The organism is Streptomyces sp. F001 (genome assembly GCF_004187715.1).
Taxonomy (GTDB): Bacteria; Actinomycetota; Actinomycetes; order Streptomycetales; family Streptomycetaceae; genus Streptomyces; species Streptomyces flavusporus.
In genome coordinates this window covers 1,084,419-1,103,472 of sequence record NZ_QZWF01000001.1, presented here as the reverse complement: position 1 = coordinate 1,103,472, position 19,054 = coordinate 1,084,419, and the positions used below count along the sequence as shown (strand labels likewise).

At 71.6% G+C, this 19,054-nt stretch carries 18 protein-coding genes; 12 read left to right on the top strand and 6 right to left on the bottom strand.

The window, feature by feature from the left end; all coding sequences use genetic code 11:
- Window positions 1-111 precede the first annotated feature (111 nt).
- Both StrepF001_RS05080 and hmgA read right to left on the bottom strand, forming a co-directional pair.
- Window positions 112-861 (bottom strand): GntR family transcriptional regulator, encoded by a 750-nt coding sequence (locus tag StrepF001_RS05080; RefSeq protein ID WP_129797048.1) that lies wholly within the window; start codon window positions 859-861, stop codon window positions 112-114.
- A gap of 28 nt (window positions 862-889) precedes the next feature.
- Window positions 890-2,266 carry a homogentisate 1,2-dioxygenase gene (hmgA, locus tag StrepF001_RS05075; RefSeq protein ID WP_129797047.1) on the bottom strand — a complete coding sequence of 459 codons (1,377 nt, stop codon included), beginning with the start codon at window positions 2,264-2,266 and terminating at the stop codon, window positions 890-892.
- Between the two features lie 420 nt (window positions 2,267-2,686).
- Between hmgA and StrepF001_RS05065 the strand changes: the two genes are divergently transcribed.
- From StrepF001_RS05065 to StrepF001_RS05030, 8 genes are all read left to right on the top strand, one after another.
- Entirely contained in the window at window positions 2,687-3,205 is a 519-nt protein-coding gene (locus StrepF001_RS05065; RefSeq protein ID WP_129797513.1) for a hypothetical protein, read from the top strand.
- The gene (locus StrepF001_RS05060) at window positions 3,202-3,819 is read left to right on the top strand and encodes a TetR/AcrR family transcriptional regulator (protein ID WP_129797046.1); all 618 of its coding nucleotides are present in this window, start codon (window positions 3,202-3,204) and stop codon (window positions 3,817-3,819) included. Before StrepF001_RS05065 ends, StrepF001_RS05060 begins: the two co-directional genes overlap by 4 nt.
- Before the next feature lie 113 nt (window positions 3,820-3,932).
- Complete coding sequence (locus StrepF001_RS05055) at window positions 3,933-6,185, top strand: molybdopterin oxidoreductase family protein (protein WP_129797045.1); 2,253 nt, start codon at window positions 3,933-3,935, stop codon at window positions 6,183-6,185.
- A 133-nt stretch (window positions 6,186-6,318) separates the two neighbouring features.
- Window positions 6,319-7,722: a citrate:proton symporter gene (locus StrepF001_RS05050; RefSeq protein ID WP_129797044.1), complete on the top strand. Its 1,404-nt coding sequence runs from the start codon at window positions 6,319-6,321 to the stop codon at window positions 7,720-7,722.
- Between the two features lie 28 nt (window positions 7,723-7,750).
- Window positions 7,751-8,995 carry an MFS transporter gene (locus StrepF001_RS05045; RefSeq protein ID WP_129797043.1) on the top strand — a complete coding sequence of 415 codons (1,245 nt, stop codon included), beginning with the start codon at window positions 7,751-7,753 and terminating at the stop codon, window positions 8,993-8,995.
- 117 nt (window positions 8,996-9,112) lie between these two features.
- Window positions 9,113-10,501 carry an aldehyde dehydrogenase family protein gene (locus StrepF001_RS05040; RefSeq protein ID WP_129797042.1) on the top strand — a complete coding sequence of 463 codons (1,389 nt, stop codon included), beginning with the start codon at window positions 9,113-9,115 and terminating at the stop codon, window positions 10,499-10,501.
- A gap of 14 nt (window positions 10,502-10,515) precedes the next feature.
- A complete protein-coding gene (locus StrepF001_RS05035) occupies window positions 10,516-11,601 on the top strand; it encodes a Zn-dependent alcohol dehydrogenase (protein ID WP_129797041.1) in 1,086 nt (361 codons plus the stop codon).
- A 191-nt stretch (window positions 11,602-11,792) separates the two neighbouring features.
- Window positions 11,793-13,112 (top strand): MFS transporter, encoded by a 1,320-nt coding sequence (locus StrepF001_RS05030; RefSeq protein ID WP_129797040.1) that lies wholly within the window; start codon window positions 11,793-11,795, stop codon window positions 13,110-13,112.
- Here the strand turns inward: StrepF001_RS05030 and StrepF001_RS05025 are convergent.
- From StrepF001_RS05025 to StrepF001_RS05015, 3 genes are all read right to left on the bottom strand, one after another.
- The gene (locus StrepF001_RS05025; protein ID WP_165396179.1) at window positions 13,104-14,054 is read right to left on the bottom strand and encodes a DMT family transporter; all 951 of its coding nucleotides are present in this window, start codon (window positions 14,052-14,054) and stop codon (window positions 13,104-13,106) included. The genes StrepF001_RS05030 and StrepF001_RS05025 overlap by 9 nt on opposite strands.
- A 65-nt stretch (window positions 14,055-14,119) precedes the next feature.
- The gene (locus tag StrepF001_RS05020; protein ID WP_129797038.1) at window positions 14,120-14,956 is read right to left on the bottom strand and encodes a winged helix-turn-helix domain-containing protein; all 837 of its coding nucleotides are present in this window, start codon (window positions 14,954-14,956) and stop codon (window positions 14,120-14,122) included.
- Between the two features lie 46 nt (window positions 14,957-15,002).
- On the bottom strand, window positions 15,003-15,644 hold the full coding sequence (locus StrepF001_RS05015) for a TetR/AcrR family transcriptional regulator (RefSeq protein ID WP_129797037.1): 642 nt from the start codon (window positions 15,642-15,644) through the stop codon (window positions 15,003-15,005).
- Window positions 15,645-15,731: 87 nt separating this feature from the next.
- Here StrepF001_RS05015 and StrepF001_RS05010 point away from each other — a divergent pair, with 87 nt between their 5' ends.
- From StrepF001_RS05010 to StrepF001_RS05000, 3 genes are all read left to right on the top strand, one after another.
- Window positions 15,732-16,883, top strand: a complete 1,152-nt coding sequence (locus StrepF001_RS05010) for an acyl-CoA dehydrogenase family protein (RefSeq protein ID WP_129797036.1) — start codon at window positions 15,732-15,734, stop codon at window positions 16,881-16,883.
- Window positions 16,884-16,942: 59 nt separating this feature from the next.
- On the top strand, window positions 16,943-17,230 hold the full coding sequence (locus tag StrepF001_RS05005; RefSeq protein ID WP_129797035.1) for a YiaA/YiaB family inner membrane protein: 288 nt from the start codon (window positions 16,943-16,945) through the stop codon (window positions 17,228-17,230).
- Window positions 17,231-17,303: 73 nt separating this feature from the next.
- Window positions 17,304-17,948 (top strand): TetR/AcrR family transcriptional regulator, encoded by a 645-nt coding sequence (locus StrepF001_RS05000; RefSeq protein ID WP_129797034.1) that lies wholly within the window; start codon window positions 17,304-17,306, stop codon window positions 17,946-17,948.
- 3 nt (window positions 17,949-17,951) lie between these two features.
- On the opposite strand, the gene StrepF001_RS04995 is transcribed toward StrepF001_RS05000, so the two are convergent.
- The gene (locus tag StrepF001_RS04995) at window positions 17,952-18,413 is read right to left on the bottom strand and encodes a MaoC family dehydratase (RefSeq protein WP_129797033.1); all 462 of its coding nucleotides are present in this window, start codon (window positions 18,411-18,413) and stop codon (window positions 17,952-17,954) included.
- Window positions 18,414-18,518: 105 nt separating this feature from the next.
- On the opposite strand from StrepF001_RS04995, the gene soxR reads away from it, so the two are divergent.
- Window positions 18,519-19,016, top strand: coding sequence for a redox-sensitive transcriptional activator SoxR (gene soxR / locus StrepF001_RS04990; RefSeq protein WP_129797032.1), 498 nt, complete (start codon window positions 18,519-18,521; stop codon window positions 19,014-19,016).
- The last annotated feature ends 38 nt before the right edge of the window (window positions 19,017-19,054 follow it).

Here is a 19,054-nt window from a genome sequence, read left to right as displayed (position 1 = left end):
GAATCGAGCGCCCCGAAGGGGCGCGGGACAGCGCCGATATGCGGCTCCGCCGCGGGGCGCGACCAGCCCCCACCGGCCCGCAGGTTCATCACCGCGCCCCCGGCGGAGCGCTTACGTGGCGTCCAGGGTCACCGTGAAGGAGAAGCGGTCCCCGCGGTAGTGGATGACGGCCACGTCCAGCACGCGCCCGGCCATGTCGTAGGTGATGCCCGTGTAGTGCAGGATCGGGCTGAGCAGCGGGACGTTGAGGAGGCGGGCCGTCTCCGGGTCCGCGAGGCGGGCCTCCACGGTGTCCGTGATGCGGCTGATGTCCGCGCCCACGATGTCCCGCAGCACCTTGGTCATCGGCCAGCGGACCAGGTCGTCCAGGTCGATGCGGTCGGCCAGTTCGGGACGGACGTGGTTGTGGGCGTGGTTGGTCGGCTCGCCCGTCTTCTCGTCGCTGCGCAGCCGGTGGTACGTCGCCACCTCGGCGAGATCCGGGAAGAACTCGGCGAGTTCCGCGGGCACGCGCGCGTGGCCGTGGTCCAGCAGCTCGGTCGTCATGCCGGACTGCTGGGCCACGATCGCGTCCACCGAACCGAGCAGCCGTACGGGGGTGCCGCGGCGGACGTTCGGCTCGATGAACGTGCCGCGCCGGCGGTGACGGGTGATGAGGCCCTCGTCCTCCAGCTCTTTCAGCGCCTGCCGCATGGTCAGCACGCTCACGCCGTAGTGCACCGCCAGTTGTTCCTCCGTGGGCAGGCGCAGCGGATCCGCCGGCGAGCGGCCGAGGATCGAGGCGCGCAGCGACTGCGAGACCTGGTACCAGAGCGGCAGCTTGCGGTTCAGGACGATGGAGTCCGGGGCGAAGGAGGTCACGGGGCCATCCGTACCGGCCGGGGAATGTTCAGTGCAAGGGGCCGAAGTGCCGCTGCAGGCCCTGCCACACGTCGTCGTAGCCCTGCTGGAGGTGCTCGGCGCGGGCCGCCTGCGGGGTCAGGGTCACCGGCCACCGGGTCTCGAACATGAACGCCAGCCCGTCGTCGACCTTCTGCGGCCGCAGCTCGGCGGCGCCGGCCCGCTCGAACGTCTCCCGGTCCGGACCGTGCGCCGACATCATGTTGTGCAGCGAGCCGCCGCCCGGCACAAAGCCCTCCGCCTTCGCGTCGTACGCGCCCTCGATCAGGCCCATGTACTCGGACATGACGTTGCGATGGAAGTACGGCGGCCGGAAGGTGTCCTCGCCCACCAGCCAGCGCGGCGCGAAGACCACGAAGTCGACGCCCGCGAGGCCGGGGGTGTCGCTCGGTGCGGTCAGCACCGTGAAGATCGACGGGTCGGGGTGGTCGTAGCTGATGGTGCCGAGCACATTGAACCGGCGCAGGTCGTATGCGTACGGCACATGGTTGCCGTGCCAGGCGACGACGTCGAGCGGCGAGTGGTCGTAGGTGGCCGTCCAGAGGTTGCCGCAGAACTTGTTGACCACCTCGACCGGGCCCTCGACGTCCTCGTACGCGGCGACCGGCGCCCGGAAGTCGCGGGGGTTGGCCAGGCCGTTGGCGCCGATCGGGCCGAGGTCGGGCAGGCGGAAGGGGGCGCCGTAGTTCTCACAGACGTAGCCCCGGGCCGTCGGGCTCTGCCCGCCGTTCGACACAGTGTCGAGGAGTTCCACACGGAAGCGCACGCCGCGCGGGATCAGCGCCACCTGTCCCGGTTCCGCCGCCAGCAGCCCGAACTCGGTGCGCAGCAGCAGCCCGCCGCGCTCCGGGACGATCAGCAGCTCGCCGTCCGCGTTGCTGAACACGCGGTCCATGTCGGCGTCGGCGTGGTACAGGTGCACGGCCATGCCGGCGCGCTGGGTCGCGTCGCCGTTGCCGCCCAGGGTCCACAGGCCGGCCAGGAAGTCCGTGCCGGGCGCCGGCTCCGGCAGGGGGTTCCAGCGCAGCCGGTTCGGGTCGGGCACGGTCTCGGTGAAGGGCGCCGTGCGCAGTGTGCCGTTGTCGGTGCGGGTGAAGCCCGGGTGTGCGGCCGAGGGGCGGATCCGGTAGAGCCAGGAGCGGCGGTTGTGCGCCCGCGGTTCCGTGAAGGCCGTCCCGCTGAGCTGCTCCGCGTAGAGGCCCAGTGGGGCGCGCTGTGGTGAGTTGCGGCCCTCGGGCAGTGCGCCCGGGACGGCCTCGGAGCTGTGCTCGTTGCCGAACCCGTGGAGGTGGGCCAGCCCTTCGGCGGTCTTCCGCGCTCCCCCACGCTCGAACACGCTCGCGCGGGAGGTGCCCCCATCGCTCATGATCAGTGCTCCCTTGCACGCTCATTCCTATGGTTCACCATAGGAATGCGGCTCGGGGTACGCAAGAGGCCGTACGGCCTCCTCTCCACGGACGACCCGGAGGATGACGAGAACCAGACTCCAGGGGGATTCGGGGTGTCGGACCGGTGTTCTAGTCTCCCCGCCATGTCGTGGACGCGCCGAACTCTAGGGCCTGCGCCGGAAGTGGCGCCTGCCGGACGACGCCCGGCCCGCTCCCCCATTGCCTTAAGGGCGTGGGAGGTGCCCCCACTCGCCGCACCGGGCGAAAGCCCAAGTACATCCAGTACGAGGGCTCTCGCCCGGCACGCCGAGAGCACGCACCGGACGCCGCCCGGCCCGCCCTCCGGGCGGACGACGCCACTTCCGGCGCAGGCCCTAGCCGCGCTCGCGGTCTGTGTCCTGCTGCTGACCGGATCCGTGGGCTGTGGCACCAGCGCTGCGGGAGGACAGAAGAACGGGGAGTCGCCGTCGCCGGTGGGCAGACTCCTCGACGACACCGACGACGAGGGGCAGCCCTACCGGGAGGTGGACGAGGAGCGCGCCCCCGAGGTCGACATCGAGGTCCAGCCCGACGCCTCCGGTGGCGGCTGGGACGTACGGCTGACCGCCCGTGACTTCCGCTTCTCGTCGGCCGGTACACGGCCGAAGGCGGTGCCCGGCCAGGGGTTCGCCCGCCTCTTCCTGGACGGCCGCCCTGTAACCCGACTGCGCACGCCCGAGTACCGTCTGGCCGCCGGTCTCGTCCCGCGCGGCACCCACCAGGTCACCGCACGGCTGTACGCCGACGACGGCACCGTCTGGGCGGTCGACGGCGAACCCGTCGAGTGCACGGCCGACATCACCGCCTCGGGGACCGAGCCGGCGTCCACGACCGAGGGGCCCGCCGGTTCACCGGATCGCGCCGACCGGGCATCATGAAGCCCGTGCCCCATGCGACAACGCTCCGTCGTGCGCCCGTACAGCGGCGCAGCGCCGAACGGCTGACCCGAATCCTCGACGCCTGCGCCGAGCTCCTCGACGAGGTCGGCTACGACGACCTGAGCACCCGCGCGGTCGCCCAGCGCGCCGGTGTCCCCATCGGCTCGGTCTACCGCTTCTTCGGCAACAAGCGCCAGATGGCCGACGCGCTCGCGCAGCGCAACCTGGAACGCTACGCCGAGCGCGTCACCGAGCGGCTGAAGGATGCCGAACGGGGCGACTGGCGTACCGCCCTGGATGCCGTGCTCGACGAGTACCTCGCCATGAAGCGCACCGCACCCGGCTTCTCCCTGGTCGACTTCGGCAACCAGATCCCGGTCGGGGTCCGCCACGGCGAGCCCAACCATCGTGTCGCCGACCGTCTCACCGACCTGCTCTCCGGCCACTTCGACCGCACCCCCGACGAGGAACTGCGCCGCTCCTTCCTGATCGCGGTGGAGACCGCGGACACCCTGGTGCATCTGGCGTTCCGGGTGGACCCGGAAGGGGACGAGAAGATCATCGGGGAGATGCGGGAGATGCTGCGGGCGTATCTGGCGCGCGTACTGGACTGAGAGCCGACGATTTCCGGACCCCCTCTGCGTGAGGCCTCCCCTCCGTGCATACCGGTCGGTATGCTCGGCGCAGTCCGTGCGTCACCGCTGCCGCCAGACCTCCGGGAGGACCCGTGTCCCGCACCGCCCTGCGTATCTGCCCCCTGTGCGAGGCCACCTGCGGGCTGACGCTCACCCTCGAGGGAACCCGTGTCACCGGCGCCCGTGGTGACCGCGACGACGTGTTCAGTCAGGGCTTCATCTGTCCCAAGGGCGCCTCCTTCGGGGCCGTCGACGGCGACCCCGACCGGCTGCGCACCCCGCTCGTGCGCAGGGACGGGGAGCTGTGCGAGGCCACCTGGGAGGAGGCGTTCGACGCCGTGGCCGCCGGGATCCGGCCGGTCGTCGAGCGATACGGGCCGAACGCCGTCGGCGTCGTCCTCGGCAACCCCAACGTGCACACCATGGCCGGCGCGCTGTACCCGCCGCTCCTGATCGCGGGGCTCGGCACCCGCAGCCTGTTCACCGCGTCCACGGTCGACCAGATGCCCAAGCACGTCTCCAGCGGGCTGCTCTACGGCGACGCCAACGCCATCCCTGTGCCCGACCTGGACCACACCGACCACCTGCTGCTCATCGGCGCCAACCCGCTGGAATCCAACGGAAGTCTGTGCACCGCGCCCGACTTCCCCGGCCGGCTCAAGGCGCTCAAGGCACGCGGCGGCACCCTCACCGTGATCGACCCGCGCCGCACCCGCACCGCCAAACTCGCCGACCGGCACATCGCCGTACGACCCGGCACGGACGCCCTGCTCCTCGCGGCCATGGCGTACGTCCTCTTCGCGGAGGACCTGGTCGACCTCGGCGACCTCGCGCCGCATGTCCAGGACCTGCCCGAACTCCGGTACGCCGTACGGGACTTCAGTCCCGAAGCCGTCGCGGCGGCCTGCGATGTCGAGGCCGGCACGATCCGCACCCTCGCCCGCGAGCTGGCCGCCGCTCCCACCGCCGCCGTCTACGGCCGCATCGGCAGCTGCACCGTCCCGCACGGCACGCTCGCCAGCTGGCTCGTCGACGTCCTCAACATCCTCACCGGCAACCTGGACCGGCCGGGTGGTGCCCTGTTCCCGCAGGCCGCCACCGACCGGACGCCTCGGCCCGCAGGGCCCGGCCGCGGGTTCGCGCTCGGCCGCTGGCACTCCCGGGTGAGCCGCCACCCCGAGGCCAAGGGTGAGCTGCCGCTGTCCGCGCTCGCCGAGGAGATCGACACCGCCACCGAGGAGGGCGAGCCCGTCCGGGCGCTGATCGCCGTGGCCGCCAACCCCGTGCTCTCCGCGCCCGACGGCGACCGCCTCGACAAGGCCCTCGACTCGCTCGACTTCATGGTCAGCGTCGACCCCTACCTCAACGAGACCTCCCGGCACGCCCATGTCGTGCTGCCGCCGCCCCCGCCCGCGCAGAGCGCCCACCACGACTTCGCCTTCAACACCCTCGCCATCCGCAACCAGGTCCGCTACACCCGCCCCGCCGTGCCCCTGGAGCCCGGCAGGATGGCCGAGACCGAGATCCTCGCCCGCCTGGCCCTGGCCGCCACGGGCATGCACGGCGCCGACCCGGCGGCCGTGGACGCGATGGTCATCGACCAGACCCTCGGCAAGGCGGTCGGGGACCCCCACTCGCCGGTGCACGGCCGCGACCCGAAGGAACTCGCCGCACAGCTCACGGGGGCGAACGGCCCCGAACGCCGGCTCGACATGATGCTGCGGCTCGGCCCCTACGGCGACGGCTTCGGCGTACGACCGGACGGCCTGACCCTGGAGAAACTGCTCGCCCACCCGCACGGCATCGACCTCGGCCCGCTGCGGCCCCGGCTCCCGCAGCCGCTGAAGACGGTCAGCGGGAAGGTCGAACTGCTCCCGCAGCCCATCGCCGACGACCTGCCCCGGCTCCGCGAGGCGCTGCGGGAACGACCCGACGGGCTCGTCCTCGTCGGCCGCCGCCATCTGCGGTCCAACAACAGCTGGATGCACAACGTGCCCGCCCTCACCGGCGGCACCAACCGCTGCACCCTGCACATCCACCCGGAGGACGCCGAACGCCTCGGTGTGCGCGACGGGGCACCCGTGCGCGTGAAGGGCGCCGGGGGAGAGGTGACCGCACCCGCGGAGATCACCGACGGTGTGCGCAGGGGCGTGGTCAGCCTGCCGCACGGCTGGGGCCACGACCGTCCCGGCACCCGCCTCACCCACGCCGCCACCGACCCCGGCGTCAACGTCAACCAGCTCCTCGACGGCAGCCTGCTCGACCCGCTGTCGGGCAACGCGGTCCTCAACGGAGTGCCCGTGGAAGTCTCCGCCGTGACCGAAAAGCTCACCCCGCTGACCTGAGCAAAGCTGTGACCAGCAGTTTTGCGCTTATTGCTCGCACGTCAACGTCTTGTTAACGCTGCTCGAGGGGACCTAACGTCGTCGCACCGCCGGCCCAGGTGGGAGTTCAAGGGCGAACGTTAGGTATCCACTCATGTTGACCATCCTCGGCTTCACCATGATCGCGACCTTCCTGGTCCTGATCATGATGAAGAAGATGTCGCCCATAGCGGCGCTCGTGCTCATACCCGCACTGTTCTGTGTCTTCGTCGGCAAGGGTGCGCATCTCGGTGACTACGTCATCGACGGGGTCTCCAGCCTCGCCCCCACCGCGGCGATGCTCATGTTCGCGATCGTCTACTTCGGTGTGATGATCGACGTCGGGCTCTTCGACCCGATCGTCCGGGGGATCCTCAAGTTCTGCAAGGCCGACCCGATGCGGATCGTCGTCGGTACGGCCCTGCTCGCCGCGATCGTGTCGCTGGACGGCGACGGCTCGACCACCTTCATGATCACGGTCTCGGCCCTGTACCCGCTGTACAAGCGCCTGAAGATGAGCCTGGTCATCCTGACCGGTGTCGCGGCGATGGCCAACGGCGTGATGAACACCCTGCCGTGGGGCGGCCCGACCGCGCGCGCCGCCACCGCCCTGAAGCTGGACGCCAGCGACATCTTCGTGCCGATGATCCCGGCCCTGGCCGTCGGTCTGCTCTTCGTGATCGTCCTCTCGTACGTCCTCGGTCTGCGCGAGCGCAGGCGGCTCGGCGTGCTGACGCTGGACGAGGTGCTGGTGGAGGAGAGCGAGAAGGAGACGGTCCTGGTCGCGAGCGGCACCGGCACCGGCACCGGCAAGGGTGTCGCGAGCACCGGCGGTTCCGGCTCCGGCACCGACGCCGACGCCACCGAGGACGACGACTTCCAGGGCCTCGACCCCGACCGGCCCACCCTGCGCCCCAAGCTGTACTGGTTCAACGCGCTGCTCACGGTCGGCCTGCTCACCGCCATGATCATGGAGCTGCTGCCGATCCCGGTGCTGTTCCTGCTCGGTGCCGCCCTCGCGCTCACCGTCAACTTCCCGCACCTGCCCGACCAGAAGGCCCGGCTCGCCGCCCACGCCGACAACGTCCTCAACGTCTCCGGCATGGTCTTCGCCGCCGCCGTGTTCACCGGCGTGCTCCAGGGCACCGGCATGGTGGACAGCATGGCCAAGTGGATGGTCGACGTCATCCCCGAGGGCATGGGCCCGCACATGGCCCTCGTCACCGGCATCCTGAGCCTGCCGCTCACCTACTTCATGTCGAACGACGGCTTCTACTTCGGCGTCCTCCCGGTCCTCGCCGAGGCCGGCGCCGCGCACGGTGTCTCGCCGCTGGAGATGGCCCGCGCCTCGCTCGTCGGCCAGCCGCTGCACATGTCCAGCCCGCTCGTCCCTGCCGTGTACGTGCTGGTCGGCATGGCGAAGGTCGAATTCGGCGACCACACGCGGTTCGTGGTGAAGTGGGCCGCCCTCACATGCCTCGTGATCCTCGGGGCAGGCATCCTGTTCGGGATCATCTGACCCGTTGACCGGTGGAGGTTCGCTCATCGTGAGGCCCGGCAGGAACCGCGGCTGGCTGCTCCGCCTCGTCATCGCCTTCAGCTTCGCGCAGGGGGCGGTGTCGATGGCCCGGCCGGCGGTCTCCTACCGGGCCCTCGCGCTGGGCGCCGACGAGCGGGCGGTCGGTGTGATCGCCGGTGTCTACGCCCTGCTCCCCCTGTTCGCCGCCGTCCCCCTGGGCCGCCGTACCGACCACGGCCGCTGTGCGCCCCTGCTGCCCGCCGGTGTCGTCCTGATATCCGGCGGCTGCGCGCTCAGCGGCCTCGTCGACTCCCTCTGGGCGATGGCGATCTGGAGCGGTGTCATGGGCCTCGGGCACCTCAGCTTCGTGATCGGCGCCCAGTCCCTGGTCGCCCGCCAGTCCGCCCCGCACGAACAGGACCGCAACTTCGGCCACTTCACCATCGGCGCCTCGCTCGGCCAGCTGGTCGGCCCGATCGCGGCCGGGGCGCTGATCGGCGGCCACGACATGGCGGGCACCAGTGCGCTCGCCCTGCTCGTCGCGGGCGCGGGTGCCGCGGTGGCGTTCACGTCGCTGTGGCGCATAGAGGATCGTCGTACGACGCCCACGTCCCGTACCGGACAGGGAGACCGCGTCCCCGTCCACCGCATCCTGCGCGCGCGGGGCGTGCCCGCCGGCATCCTGATCAGCCTCTCGGTGCTGTCCGCGACCGATGTCCTCACGGCCTACCTGCCCGTGGTCGGCGAAGAACGGGGCATCGCACCGTCCGTGATCGGCCTGCTGCTCAGTCTGCGCGCGGCGGCCACCATCGCCTGCCGGCTGGTCCTCACGCCCCTGCTGCGGCTGGTCGGCCGCACCCTGCTGCTCACCGTGACCTGCCTGCTGGCGGCCCTGCTGTGCGCGGGCATCGCCCTGCCGGTGCCGGTGGGGGCGCTGGCCCTGATCCTCGCCGCCCTCGGCTTCTGCCTGGGCGTCGGCCAGCCGCTGTCCATGACGACGGTCGTCCAGGCGGCCCCCGAGGGTGCCCGCTCCACGGCCCTCGCCCTGCGTCTGACCGGCAACCGCCTGGGCCAGGTCGCCGCCCCCGCCACGGCCGGCCTGATCGCCGGGATCGCGGGCGTGGCCGCGCCGTTCGTGATGCTCGGCGGGCTGTTGCTGCTGTCGGCGGGCGTGGCGCTGCGCTCCCCGGCCAGGCCGGCCGAGGAGGACACCGCGTCCGCCGGCAGACGTCCGTCACCCCACCCGACGGCGCAGCGCAAGAGCGACGCCTGACGCCACGCGCTGGGGTATCTCTGGTGCCGGAGGCTTCAGGGGCACCCCTGGCGCCGGAAAACTAACGCCGCTAGTTTAGGCGCCGGACGACGCACAGGCTCGGGAGGCAGACGGATCATGAAGGCGCAGCAGGCCCTGTACATCGACGGTGTCTGGTGCCCCGCCGAGGGCCGGGACACGATCGACGTCGTGAACCCGGTCGACGAGCAGGTCATCGGGCAGGTTCCCGCGGGCAACGCCGAGGACGTGGACCACGCGGTCCGGGCGGCCCGCGCCGCGCTCCCGGCCTGGGCCGCCACGCCGCCGGCCGAGCGGGCCGCGCGACTGGCCGCCCTGCGGGACGTCCTGGTGGCACGCAAGGACGAGATCGCCGGGACGATCACCGCGGAGCTGGGCTCGCCACTGGCGTTCTCGCAGGCGGTGCACATGGGTACGCCGATCGCGGTCGCGGGCTCGTACGCCGAGCTGGCGGCGACGTACGCCTTCGAGGAGAAGGTCGGCAACTCGACCGTCTACCACGAGCCGATCGGCGTGGTCGGCGCGATCACGCCCTGGAACTACCCCCTGCACCAGATCGTCGCCAAGGTGGCGCCGGCCCTCGCCGCGGGCTGCACCGTCGTACTGAAGCCCGCCGAGGACACCCCGCTCACCGCGCAGGCCTTCGCTCAGGCGGTGCACGAGGCGGGCGTCCCGGCCGGAGTCTTCAACCTCGTCACGGGCCTCGGCCCGGTGGCCGGGCAGGCCCTCGCCGGGCACCCGGACGTCGACCTGGTGTCCTTCACCGGCTCCACGGCCGTCGGCAGCCGGATCGCGGCCACGGCCGGTGCCGCCGTGAAGAAGGTCGCTCTCGAACTGGGCGGCAAGTCCGCCAACGTCATCCTGCCGAGCGCCGACCTGGCCCGGGCGGTCAACGTCGGCGTCGCCAACGTGATGTCCAACTCCGGCCAGACGTGCAGCGCATGGACCCGCATGCTCGTCCACACCGCGCAGTACGACGCGGCCGTCGAGCTCGCCGCCCGGGCGGCCGCCAAGTACGGCGACCGCATCGGCCCCGTCGTGAACGCCAGGCAGCGGGACCGGGTGCGCGGCTACATCGAGAAGGGCCTGGCCGAGGGCGCCCGCCTGGTCGCGGGCGGCGTCGAACCCCCGAGTGAGCGCGGCTACTTCATCAGCCCGACCGTCTTCGCCGACGTCACCCCCGAGATGACCGTCGCGCAGGAGGAGATTTTCGGCCCGGTCCTGTCGATCCTCCGCTACGAGGACGAGGAGGACGCCCTGCATATCGCGAACGGCACGGTGTACGGGCTCGCCGGCGCCGTCTGGGCGGGCGACGAGACGGAGGCGGTCGCCTTCGCGCGCCGCATGGAGACCGGCCAGGTCGACATCAACGGCGGCCGCTTCAACCCGCTCGCGCCCTTCGGCGGGTACAAGCAGTCGGGCGTGGGCCGGGAGCTGGGCGTGCACGGCCTCACCGAATACCTCCAGACCAAGTCCCTCCAGTTCTGACGGAGTTCCCCGACATGACCGTCCGTGCCGCCGTACTGCCCGCCATCGGCTCCCCGCTGGAGATCACCGAGATCGACCTGCCCGATCCCGGCCCCGGCCAGGTCCGGGTCCGCCTCGCCGCCGCCGGTGTCTGCCACTCCGACCTCTCCCTGTCCAACGGCACCCTGCGGGTACCGGTCCCCGCCGTCCTCGGCCACGAGGGCGCCGGCACGGTCGTCGCGGTCGGCGACGGGGTGACGCACCTCGCGCCCGGTGACGGCGTGGTCCTCAACTGGGCCCCGTCCTGCGGCACCTGCCCGGCCTGCGCGCTCGGCGAGGTCTGGCTGTGCGCCAACGCCCTGAACGGCGCGGCCGACGTCCACGCCCACCGCTCCCGCGACGGCGCGGAGCTGTACCCCGGGCTGAACGTGGCCGCGTTCGCTCAGGAGACGGTGGTCTCCGCAGCCTGCGCCCTGCCCGCCCCGCCCGGCGTCCCGCTCACCGACGCGGCCCTCCTCGGCTGCGCGGTGCTCACCGGCTACGGCGCCGTGCACCACTCGGCGCGGGTCCGGCCCGGCGAGAGCGTCGCGGTGTTCGGGGTGGGCGGCGTCGGCCTGGCCGCCCTCCAGTCGGCCCGGATCGCGGGCGCGTCCCGGATCATCGCGGTGGACGTCTCCCCGCAGAAGGAGGAACTGGCCCGCGCGGCAGGCGCCACCGACTACGTCCTCGCCTCCGACGACACCCCCCGCGAGATCCGCGCCCGCACCGCCAAGCAGGGCGTCGACGTCGCCGTCGAGTGCGTGGGCCGCGCGGTCACCATCCGCGCGGCGTGGGAGTCGACCCGCCGCGGCGGCCGTACGACGGTGGTGGGCATCGGCGGCAAGGACCAGCAGGTCACCTTCAACGCCCTGGAGATCTTCCACTGGGGCCGCACCCTCTCCGGCTGCGTCTACGGCAACTGCGACCCCGAGCGCGACCTCCCCGTCCTCGCCGGCCATGTCCGCTCCGGCCGCCTCGACCTGACAGCGCTGGTCACCGAACACATCGCTCTGGACGGCATTCCGGCGGCCTTCGAGAACATGTCGGCGGGGAAGGGCGGCCGGGCCCTGGTGGTCTTCTAACCCGGCCGCCCCGCGCTCCCCGGCCCCGCGGGTGGGCCGGGGCTTCGGCATGCCCGCACCTCGTTCTCCGTGCCGTGTACAGGCAAAACTCCTGCTGCACGACCCGTTGACGTCCATACCGTCCGGTCAGTACGTTCCCGGAACCCGAGCCACCCCCTGTTCCGTCCCCGCACCCACCGGAGTGTGCACGCATGGACACGGCACCTTCCGCCCAGCCGCTCACCACCACCCCGGCCACCCCGAACCGCCGCCGGGTCGCCACCGCAGCCGCCCTCGCCTCGGCCGTCGAGTGGTACGACTACTTCGTCTTCGGCATCGCCGCCGCCCTCGTCCTCGGCGACCTGTACTTCCCGGCCGGCAGCCCCACAGCCGGAGTACTCGCCGCCTTCGCCACCTTCGCCGTCGGCTTCCTCGCCCGCCCCCTCGGCGGCATCGTCGCCGGACATCTCGGCGACAAGCGCGGCCGCAAGCCGATGCTGGTCCTCGCGCTCACGCTCATGGGCATCGCCACCACCGGCATCGGCCTGCTCCCGACGTACGAGACGATCGGCGTCGCCGCCCCGATCCTGCTGGTCGCCTTCCGCGTGGTGCAGGGCATCGCCGTCGGAGCCCAGTGGGGCGGCGCGATGCTGATGGCCACCGAGTACGCCCCCGAGGGCAAGCGCGGCATCTACGGCAGCTTCGTCCAGCTCGGCGTCCCCATCGGCGTGGTGACCGCCAACACGGTGTTCCTGCTGGCCGGAGCCTTCACCACCGACTCCGCGTTCGCGGCCTGGGGCTGGCGCGTGCCGTTCCTCGTCGGCCTGTTCGTCCTCGTCCTCGCCTGGTACATCCACACGCGAGTCGAGGAGACCCCCGAGTTCCGGGAGGCGGAGAAGAAGCTGGCCGAGAAGGAGAAGGCCGAGCAGCCCTCCCCGCTGCGCACGATCCTGCGCGGTCACCTGGGTACCGTGCTCCTCGCCGGCGGCTCCTTCGCTGTGAACACCGCGACCTTCTACATCATCATCACCGGCGTGCTCGACTACACGACCCGCGAACTCGGCATGAAGAAGAGCGCCGTCCTCACCGTCTCGCTCTGCATCAGCCTGACCCAACTGGTGCTGATCCCGGCCGCCGCAGCGCTCTCCGACAAGATCGGCCGCATCCGGATCTACGCGCTCGGCGCGGCCGGTATCGCGCTGTGGGCCGTGCCGCTGTTCCTGCTGATCGACACCGGCTCGCTGCTGTGGCTCGCGGTCGGCACGTTCGTCGCCAGCTGCTTCCTCAGCATCATGTACGGCCCCCAGGCCGCCCTGTTCGCCGAGCTGTTCACGCCCGAGATGCGCTACACCGGCGCCTCCCTCGGCTACCAGATCGCGGCCGTGTTCGGCGGCGGCCTCGCCCCCTTCGTGATGGTGCTGCTCCTGGAGGCGACGGGCACGTCGATGGCGGTGTCCGCCTACATCATCGGCCTCGCCGTGATCGCGCTGCTGTCCATCAAGGTCCTTGCGGACAGGGCACGTTCACGCTGATTCCGATACGCCCTCGGGCTGCGGCGCCGTACAGGAAACCGGCGCCGCGGCCCGCGGCCGGGACCGCGACACCGCCACGCCGGCCAGGCACAGCACTCCGCCCGCCAGCGTGAGCAGCCCCGGCACCTCGCCCAGCGCCAGCCACGACATCAGCACGACCAGCGCGGGGACCGCGTACGTCGTCGCGCCCATGCGGCTGGCGGTCGTACGGGCCAGGGCGTACGCCCAGGTCGTGAAGGCGAGCGCGGTCGGGAACACGCCCAGGTACACCATGTTGAGGGTGGCCGACAGGGGCGCCTCGGCGGCTTCCGTCACCAGCTGCCAGGAGAACGGCAGGCAGCACACCGCCCCGACCAGACACCCGAACGTCGTCACCTGCAACACGCTCGCCCGGCCCAGGGCCGGCTTCTGCGCCACGACCCCGCCGGCGTAAGCGACCGCGGCCAGCAGACACAGCACCACCCCGAGCACCGACGAGCCGCCCTCGCCCGACATCGACAACCCCACCGTCACCGCACCCGCGAACGACACCGCCATCCCTGCCAGCAGCCGTGGCGGCATCCGGTCGCCGAGCAGCCGCGCGCCGAGCAGGGCGATGAGGATCGGGCCGACGTTCACGACCAGGGCCGCCGTACCGGCGTCGACCTGCTGTTCGCCCCAGTTGAGAGCGACCATGTAGAAGCCGAACCACAGCACGCCCGATATCGCGATCCCGCGCCAGGCCGACCGCGGTGGCCACCCTTCCCGCCGTACAAGACAGAACGCCCCCAGCACCAGGGCTCCGGCGAGCAGCCGCCCGAGCGCCAGCGCGCCCGGCGAGTACGCGGCACCCGCGCTGCGGATCGAGACGAAGGCGGAGGCCCACAGCACGACGGTGACGGTCGCGGCGCCGGCCGCCAACAACTGCGTACGGCGGGCCGGTGTCCGAGGGGAGGCGTTCATCATGCTCCAGAGGCTAGGCGGGGAAGGGGACGCAAGCTCGCGGATTTCGGACGGGGCGTCGGCGCTCAGTGCAGCGCTTCCGCCTCGATGCCGAGCAGTTCGGACAGGGCGCGCTCACCTTCCGGCGTCACCTTCACCGCCCGCGCCGAGCCGATGCGCACACACCAGCCGACGTCGAGGGCGTGCCGGCACAGGGCCGCGCCCGCGACGCCGGCGAGGTGTGGGCGGCGTTCGGTCCAGTCCAGGCATGCGCGGGCCAGCGGGCGGCGGCTCGTGCGGTCGAGGGTGATGCCCGCGGAGTCGAACCACCGCAGTCCCGCGTCCGTGAGCGCGAACCCGGTGGCCCTCTCTTCGCTCGTTCGCCTCCGGGGTGCTCCAGCCGGTGTCGAGAGCCCGCCCGTGCTCAGTCCTTCGGGCCTGCGCGCGGTCGAACGCTCGACACCGGCGCGCCCCTCCGGCTCACTCGTCGGCAGCAGCAGTCCGCGCGCGGTCAACGCATCGGTGACCGCGATGCCGAGCCGCCCGGCGAAATGGTCGTAGCAGGTACGGCCGCGGGCCATGGCAGACCCGGAACTCGTCTCGCGCAGCCCACGCGGCCGTCGGACCACGGCACCGGGCGCGACCTGCGCGGCCAGATCCTCCACCAACTGCGCGACCCGCGCATCGGCCAGCCGCACATACCGATGCCGCCCCTGCCGCTCCTCGGCCAGCACCCCGCCCGCGACCAGCCGGTGCAGATGCTCACTCGCCGTCGACGCGGCCACCCCCGCATGCCGCGCCAGCTCGCCGGCGGTCCACGCCCGCCCGTCGAGCAGCGCCAGCAGACACGCGGCGCGCGTCTCGTCGGCGATCAGTCCGGCGAGCCGCGCAAGCTCCGGCGCCCGGGGATCCCTGGAAGTCATGCGCCCAGCATGGGGCACTCACCTTTCGGTGCCCACCGAACCGTCTCTACGCAGGCCGTGCGACCTGCTCGTACTGCTGCGCCAACCCGTCCAGCAGGGCCGCGAGCCCGGTCTCGAAGGCGCGCTCGTCGATCTTCTCCTGCCGCTCGGCCAGGAGATGGGCCTGCCCGAGGTGCGGGTAGTCGGCGGGGTCGTATGCACTCACGTCGTCCACGAAACCCCCGGCGAACGAGCCCAGCGCGGAGCCCATGATGAAGTACCGCATCAGCGCACCGATGGAGGTGGCCTGCGCAGGTGGCCAGCCGGCCTCGACCATCGCGCCGTAGACCGCGTCCGCCAGCCGCAGCGCGGCCGGGCGGCGGCCGGGGCCGCGGGCGAGGACCGGGACGATGTTCGGGTGGTTGCGCAGCGCGGCCCGGTAGGAGACGGCCCAGTCGTGCAGCGCGGTCCGCCAGTCCCGGCCGTCCTCGAACATCGACAGATCGACCTGGGCGCTCACCGAGTCCGCGACCGCCTCCAGGATCTCGTCCTTGGTGCGGAAGTGGTTGTAGAGCGAGGGCCCGCTCACCCCGAGCTCCGCGGCGAGCCGGCGGGTGGAGACGGCCGCCAGGCCCTCCGTGTCCACCAGCGCGCGGGCCGTCTCGACGATCCGTTCGGTGCTGAGCAGGGGCTTGCGCGGTCGGGCCATGGCGCACATAGTAGGGCTGCGACTGGAAACTAGCAGTGCTAATTTAAATGGCGACTGTGCGACTTTCGATCTGTGGGGTGACCCGTCATGAACCTCGAGCTCAGCGAGGAGCAGACCGCCGTACGGCAGCTCGCCCGGGACTTCGTGGACCGTGAGATCGCCCCGAACGTCGTCACCTGGGACCGCGCCGAGGAGGTGGACCGCGGCATCGTCAAGAAGCTCGGTGAGGTCGGGTTCCTGGGGCTGACCGTCGACGAGGAGTACGGCGGCTCGGGCGGCGACCATCTCGCGTACTGCCTGGTGACGGAGGAACTCGGCCGCGGGGACTCGTCCGTGCGCGGGATCGTGTCCGTCTCGCTGGGCCTGGTCGCCAAGACGATCGCCGCCTGGGGGAGCGGGGAGCAGAAGCGGCGGTGGCTGCCGGGGCTCACCTCCGGGGAGTACGTCGGCTGCTTCGCCCTCACCGAGCCGGGCACCGGATCCGACGCCGGGAACCTCGCCACCCGCGCGGTCCGCGAGGGCGACGACTACGTGATCAACGGCACCAAGATGTTCATCACGAACGGGACTTGGGCGGATGTGGTCCTGCTGTTCGCCCGCTCCACGGACACCCCCGGCCACCAGGGCGTCTCTGCCTTCCTCGTGCCGGCCTCCGCTCCGGGCCTGACCCGCCGCACCCTCCACGGCAAGCTCGGCCTGCGCGGCCAGGCCACCGCCGAGCTGGTCCTTCAGGACGTCCGCGTCCCCGCCTCCGCGATGCTCGGAGCGGAGGGCAAGGGGTTCTCCGTCGCCATGTCCGCGCTCGCCAAGGGGCGGATGTCGGTCGCGGCGGGCTGTGTCGGCATAGCGCAGGCCGCGCTGGACGCGGCGGTGCGGTACGCCGGTGAGCGCGAGCAGTTCGGCCGGAGCATCGCCCATCACCAGCTGGTGCAGGAGCTCCTCAGCGACATCGCCGTGGACGCCGACGCCGCCCGGCTGCTGACCTGGCGGGTGGCCGATCTGATCGACCGCGGCCTGCCCTTCGCCACCGAGGCGTCCAAGGCCAAGCTCTTCGCCTCGGAGGCGGCCGTCCGCGCCGCCAACAACGCCCTCCAGGTCTTCGGCGGTTACGGCTACATCGACGAGTACCCGGTGGGCAAGCTGCTGCGTGACGCCCGCGTGATGACCCTTTACGAGGGCACCAGCCAGATCCAGAAGCTGCTCATCGGCAGGGCGCTGACCGGGGTTTCGGCGTTCTGAGTACCTTCTGAGTACCTGAGCGGATGTGGGCCGCGCCACATCTGCGGACGCTTGTCCCCATGAGTGACACACCGGTCAAACAGCAGAGCACGGCCGCCTTCTACGGTCAGGCCGTCGCGTCGTTCGCCGTCGCCCTGGCCGCCACGGCCGTCGGCATCTTCCAGCTCGAGGCCGATCCATGGGTGCGCGGCTTTCTCGGTATCGCCGTCCTCTACCTCGTCACGTCCGCCTTCACGCTCGCCAAGGTCATCCGCGACCGGCAGGAGGCCGGGCAGATCGTCAGCCGGGTCGACCAGGCACGGCTGGAGAAGCTGCTCGCCGAGCACGACCCCTTCGAGAAGCTCTGAGCGAGTGCCCTAAGCGCTCGCTCAGCTTCGGCGGTATGGTGGTGCCTCTGGCGGCGAGAGGGGCGGACAAGCGATGAGTACGGCGGAGGAGACGGCCGGCGGCGAGATGCAGCCGTGGGCCGAGGTCACCCCTGACGCGGCCCGGCGACTGCTGATCGCCGCCGTGGAGGCCTTCGCCGAGCGCGGCTATCACGCCACGACGACCCGTGACATCGCGGGCCGCGCCGGCATGAGCCCGGCCGCGCTCTACATCCACTACAAGACCAAGGAAGAGCTGCTGCACCGCATCAGCAGGATCGGCCACGAAAGGGCCCTCGACATCCTGCGCACGGCGGCCCGGCGTGAGGGCAGTGCGACCGAGCGGCTCGCCGACGCGGTGAGCTCCTTCGTCCGCTGGCACGCCGGGGGCCGCACGACAGCACGCGTGGTCCAGTACGAACTGGACTCCCTCGGACCCGAGGCCCGCGCCGAGATCGTCGCACTGCGGCGACAGTGCGACGCCGAGGTGCGCGGCATCATCGAGGACGGCCTCGCGGCGGGCGAGTTCGACGTGCTCGACGTGCAGGGCACGACCCTCGCCGTGCTCTCGCTCTGCATCGACGTGGCCCGCTGGTTCAATGTCCAGGGCCCCTGGACGCCCGACGAGGTCGGCGCGATGTACGCCGACCTCGTGCTGCGGATGGTGGGGGTGCAGCGGGCGCCGGGCGCCGAGAAGTAGGCCTCAGACGTAGTACCGCGACACCGACTCGGCGACGCACGCCGGCTTGTCCCCGCCCTCGCGCTCCACGGTGAAGGCGACCGTCACCTGCACCCCGCCCGGCACGTCCTCGACGCCGGTGATCCGCGCGGTGGCGCGCAGCCGGGAGCCGACCGGGACGGGGGAGGGGAAACGGACCTTGTTGGTGCCGTAGTTGACGCCCATCTTCACGCCCTCGACGGCGATCAGCTGCGGGCCGAACAACGGCAGCAGCGACAGGGTCAGATAGCCGTGCGCGATGGTCGTACCGAACGGACCTGCGGCGGCCTTCTCCGGATCGACATGGATCCACTGGTGATCACCGGTCGCGTCGGCGAACAGATCGATCCGCTTCTGGTCGACCTCCAGCCAGTCCGTGTGTCCCAGCTGCTCGCCCACCGCCGCCTTCAGCTCATCGACGGACGTGAAGATCCTCGGCTCTGCCATGTCCCGGCCTCTCGCGTAGCTTGTCTAAGCGACTGCTTAGCATGGTGCGATCGGGAGCCCATGTCAACGGACGGTCGGTCATGGCGGGTCGGTAGGGTCGGAGGAGTGCCCAAGATTCCCGAGAAGATCCACGAGCTCACGGTCGGCCAGCTCTCCGCGCGCAGCGGCGCCGCCGTCTCCGCCCTGCACTTCTATGAGTCCAAGGGCCTGATCAGCAGCCGTCGCACCGCCGGCAACCAGCGCCGCTACACCCGTGACACGCTGCGCCGTGTCGCCTTCGTCCGTGCCGCGCAGCGCGTCGGCATCCCGCTCGCCACGATCCGCGAGGCCCTCGCCGAGCTCCCCGAGGAACGCACGCCCACCCGGGAGGACTGGGCCCGTCTCTCCGAGGCCTGGCGCTCCGAACTGGACGAGCGCATCAAGCAGCTCAACCGCCTCCGCGACCACCTCACCGACTGCATCGGCTGCGGCTGCCTCTCCCTGGACACCTGCATCCTGTCCAACCCCGACGACGCCTTCGGTGAACGCCGGTCGGGCTCCCGCCTGATGGTGGAGCGACGGGAAGGCGGGCCGCGGCAGCGGGAGTCCGGGGGCTGCGGCTGAGGGGCTGCCGACGGGAGGTGGTTCGGGTGCGTCTCACC

Coding starts and splice junctions, on each gene's coding strand:
- hmgA (WP_129797047.1), bottom strand. CDS start 2,266: ATGAGCGATGGGGGCACCTCCCGCGCGAGCGTGTTCGAGCGTGGGGGA.
- StrepF001_RS05060 (WP_129797046.1), top strand. CDS start 3,202: ATGAAGCCCGTGCCCCATGCGACAACGCTCCGTCGTGCGCCCGTACAG.
- StrepF001_RS05050 (WP_129797044.1), top strand. CDS start 6,319: ATGTTGACCATCCTCGGCTTCACCATGATCGCGACCTTCCTGGTCCTG.
- StrepF001_RS05040 (WP_129797042.1), top strand. CDS start 9,113: ATGAAGGCGCAGCAGGCCCTGTACATCGACGGTGTCTGGTGCCCCGCC.
- StrepF001_RS05035 (WP_129797041.1), top strand. CDS start 10,516: ATGACCGTCCGTGCCGCCGTACTGCCCGCCATCGGCTCCCCGCTGGAG.
- StrepF001_RS05030 (WP_129797040.1), top strand. CDS start 11,793: ATGGACACGGCACCTTCCGCCCAGCCGCTCACCACCACCCCGGCCACC.
- StrepF001_RS05025 (WP_165396179.1), bottom strand. CDS start 14,054: ATGAACGCCTCCCCTCGGACACCGGCCCGCCGTACGCAGTTGTTGGCG.
- StrepF001_RS05020 (WP_129797038.1), bottom strand. CDS start 14,956: ATGACTTCCAGGGATCCCCGGGCGCCGGAGCTTGCGCGGCTCGCCGGA.
- StrepF001_RS05015 (WP_129797037.1), bottom strand. CDS start 15,644: ATGGCCCGACCGCGCAAGCCCCTGCTCAGCACCGAACGGATCGTCGAG.
- StrepF001_RS05010 (WP_129797036.1), top strand. CDS start 15,732: ATGAACCTCGAGCTCAGCGAGGAGCAGACCGCCGTACGGCAGCTCGCC.
- StrepF001_RS05005 (WP_129797035.1), top strand. CDS start 16,943: ATGAGTGACACACCGGTCAAACAGCAGAGCACGGCCGCCTTCTACGGT.
- StrepF001_RS05000 (WP_129797034.1), top strand. CDS start 17,304: ATGAGTACGGCGGAGGAGACGGCCGGCGGCGAGATGCAGCCGTGGGCC.
- StrepF001_RS04995 (WP_129797033.1), bottom strand. CDS start 18,413: ATGGCAGAGCCGAGGATCTTCACGTCCGTCGATGAGCTGAAGGCGGCG.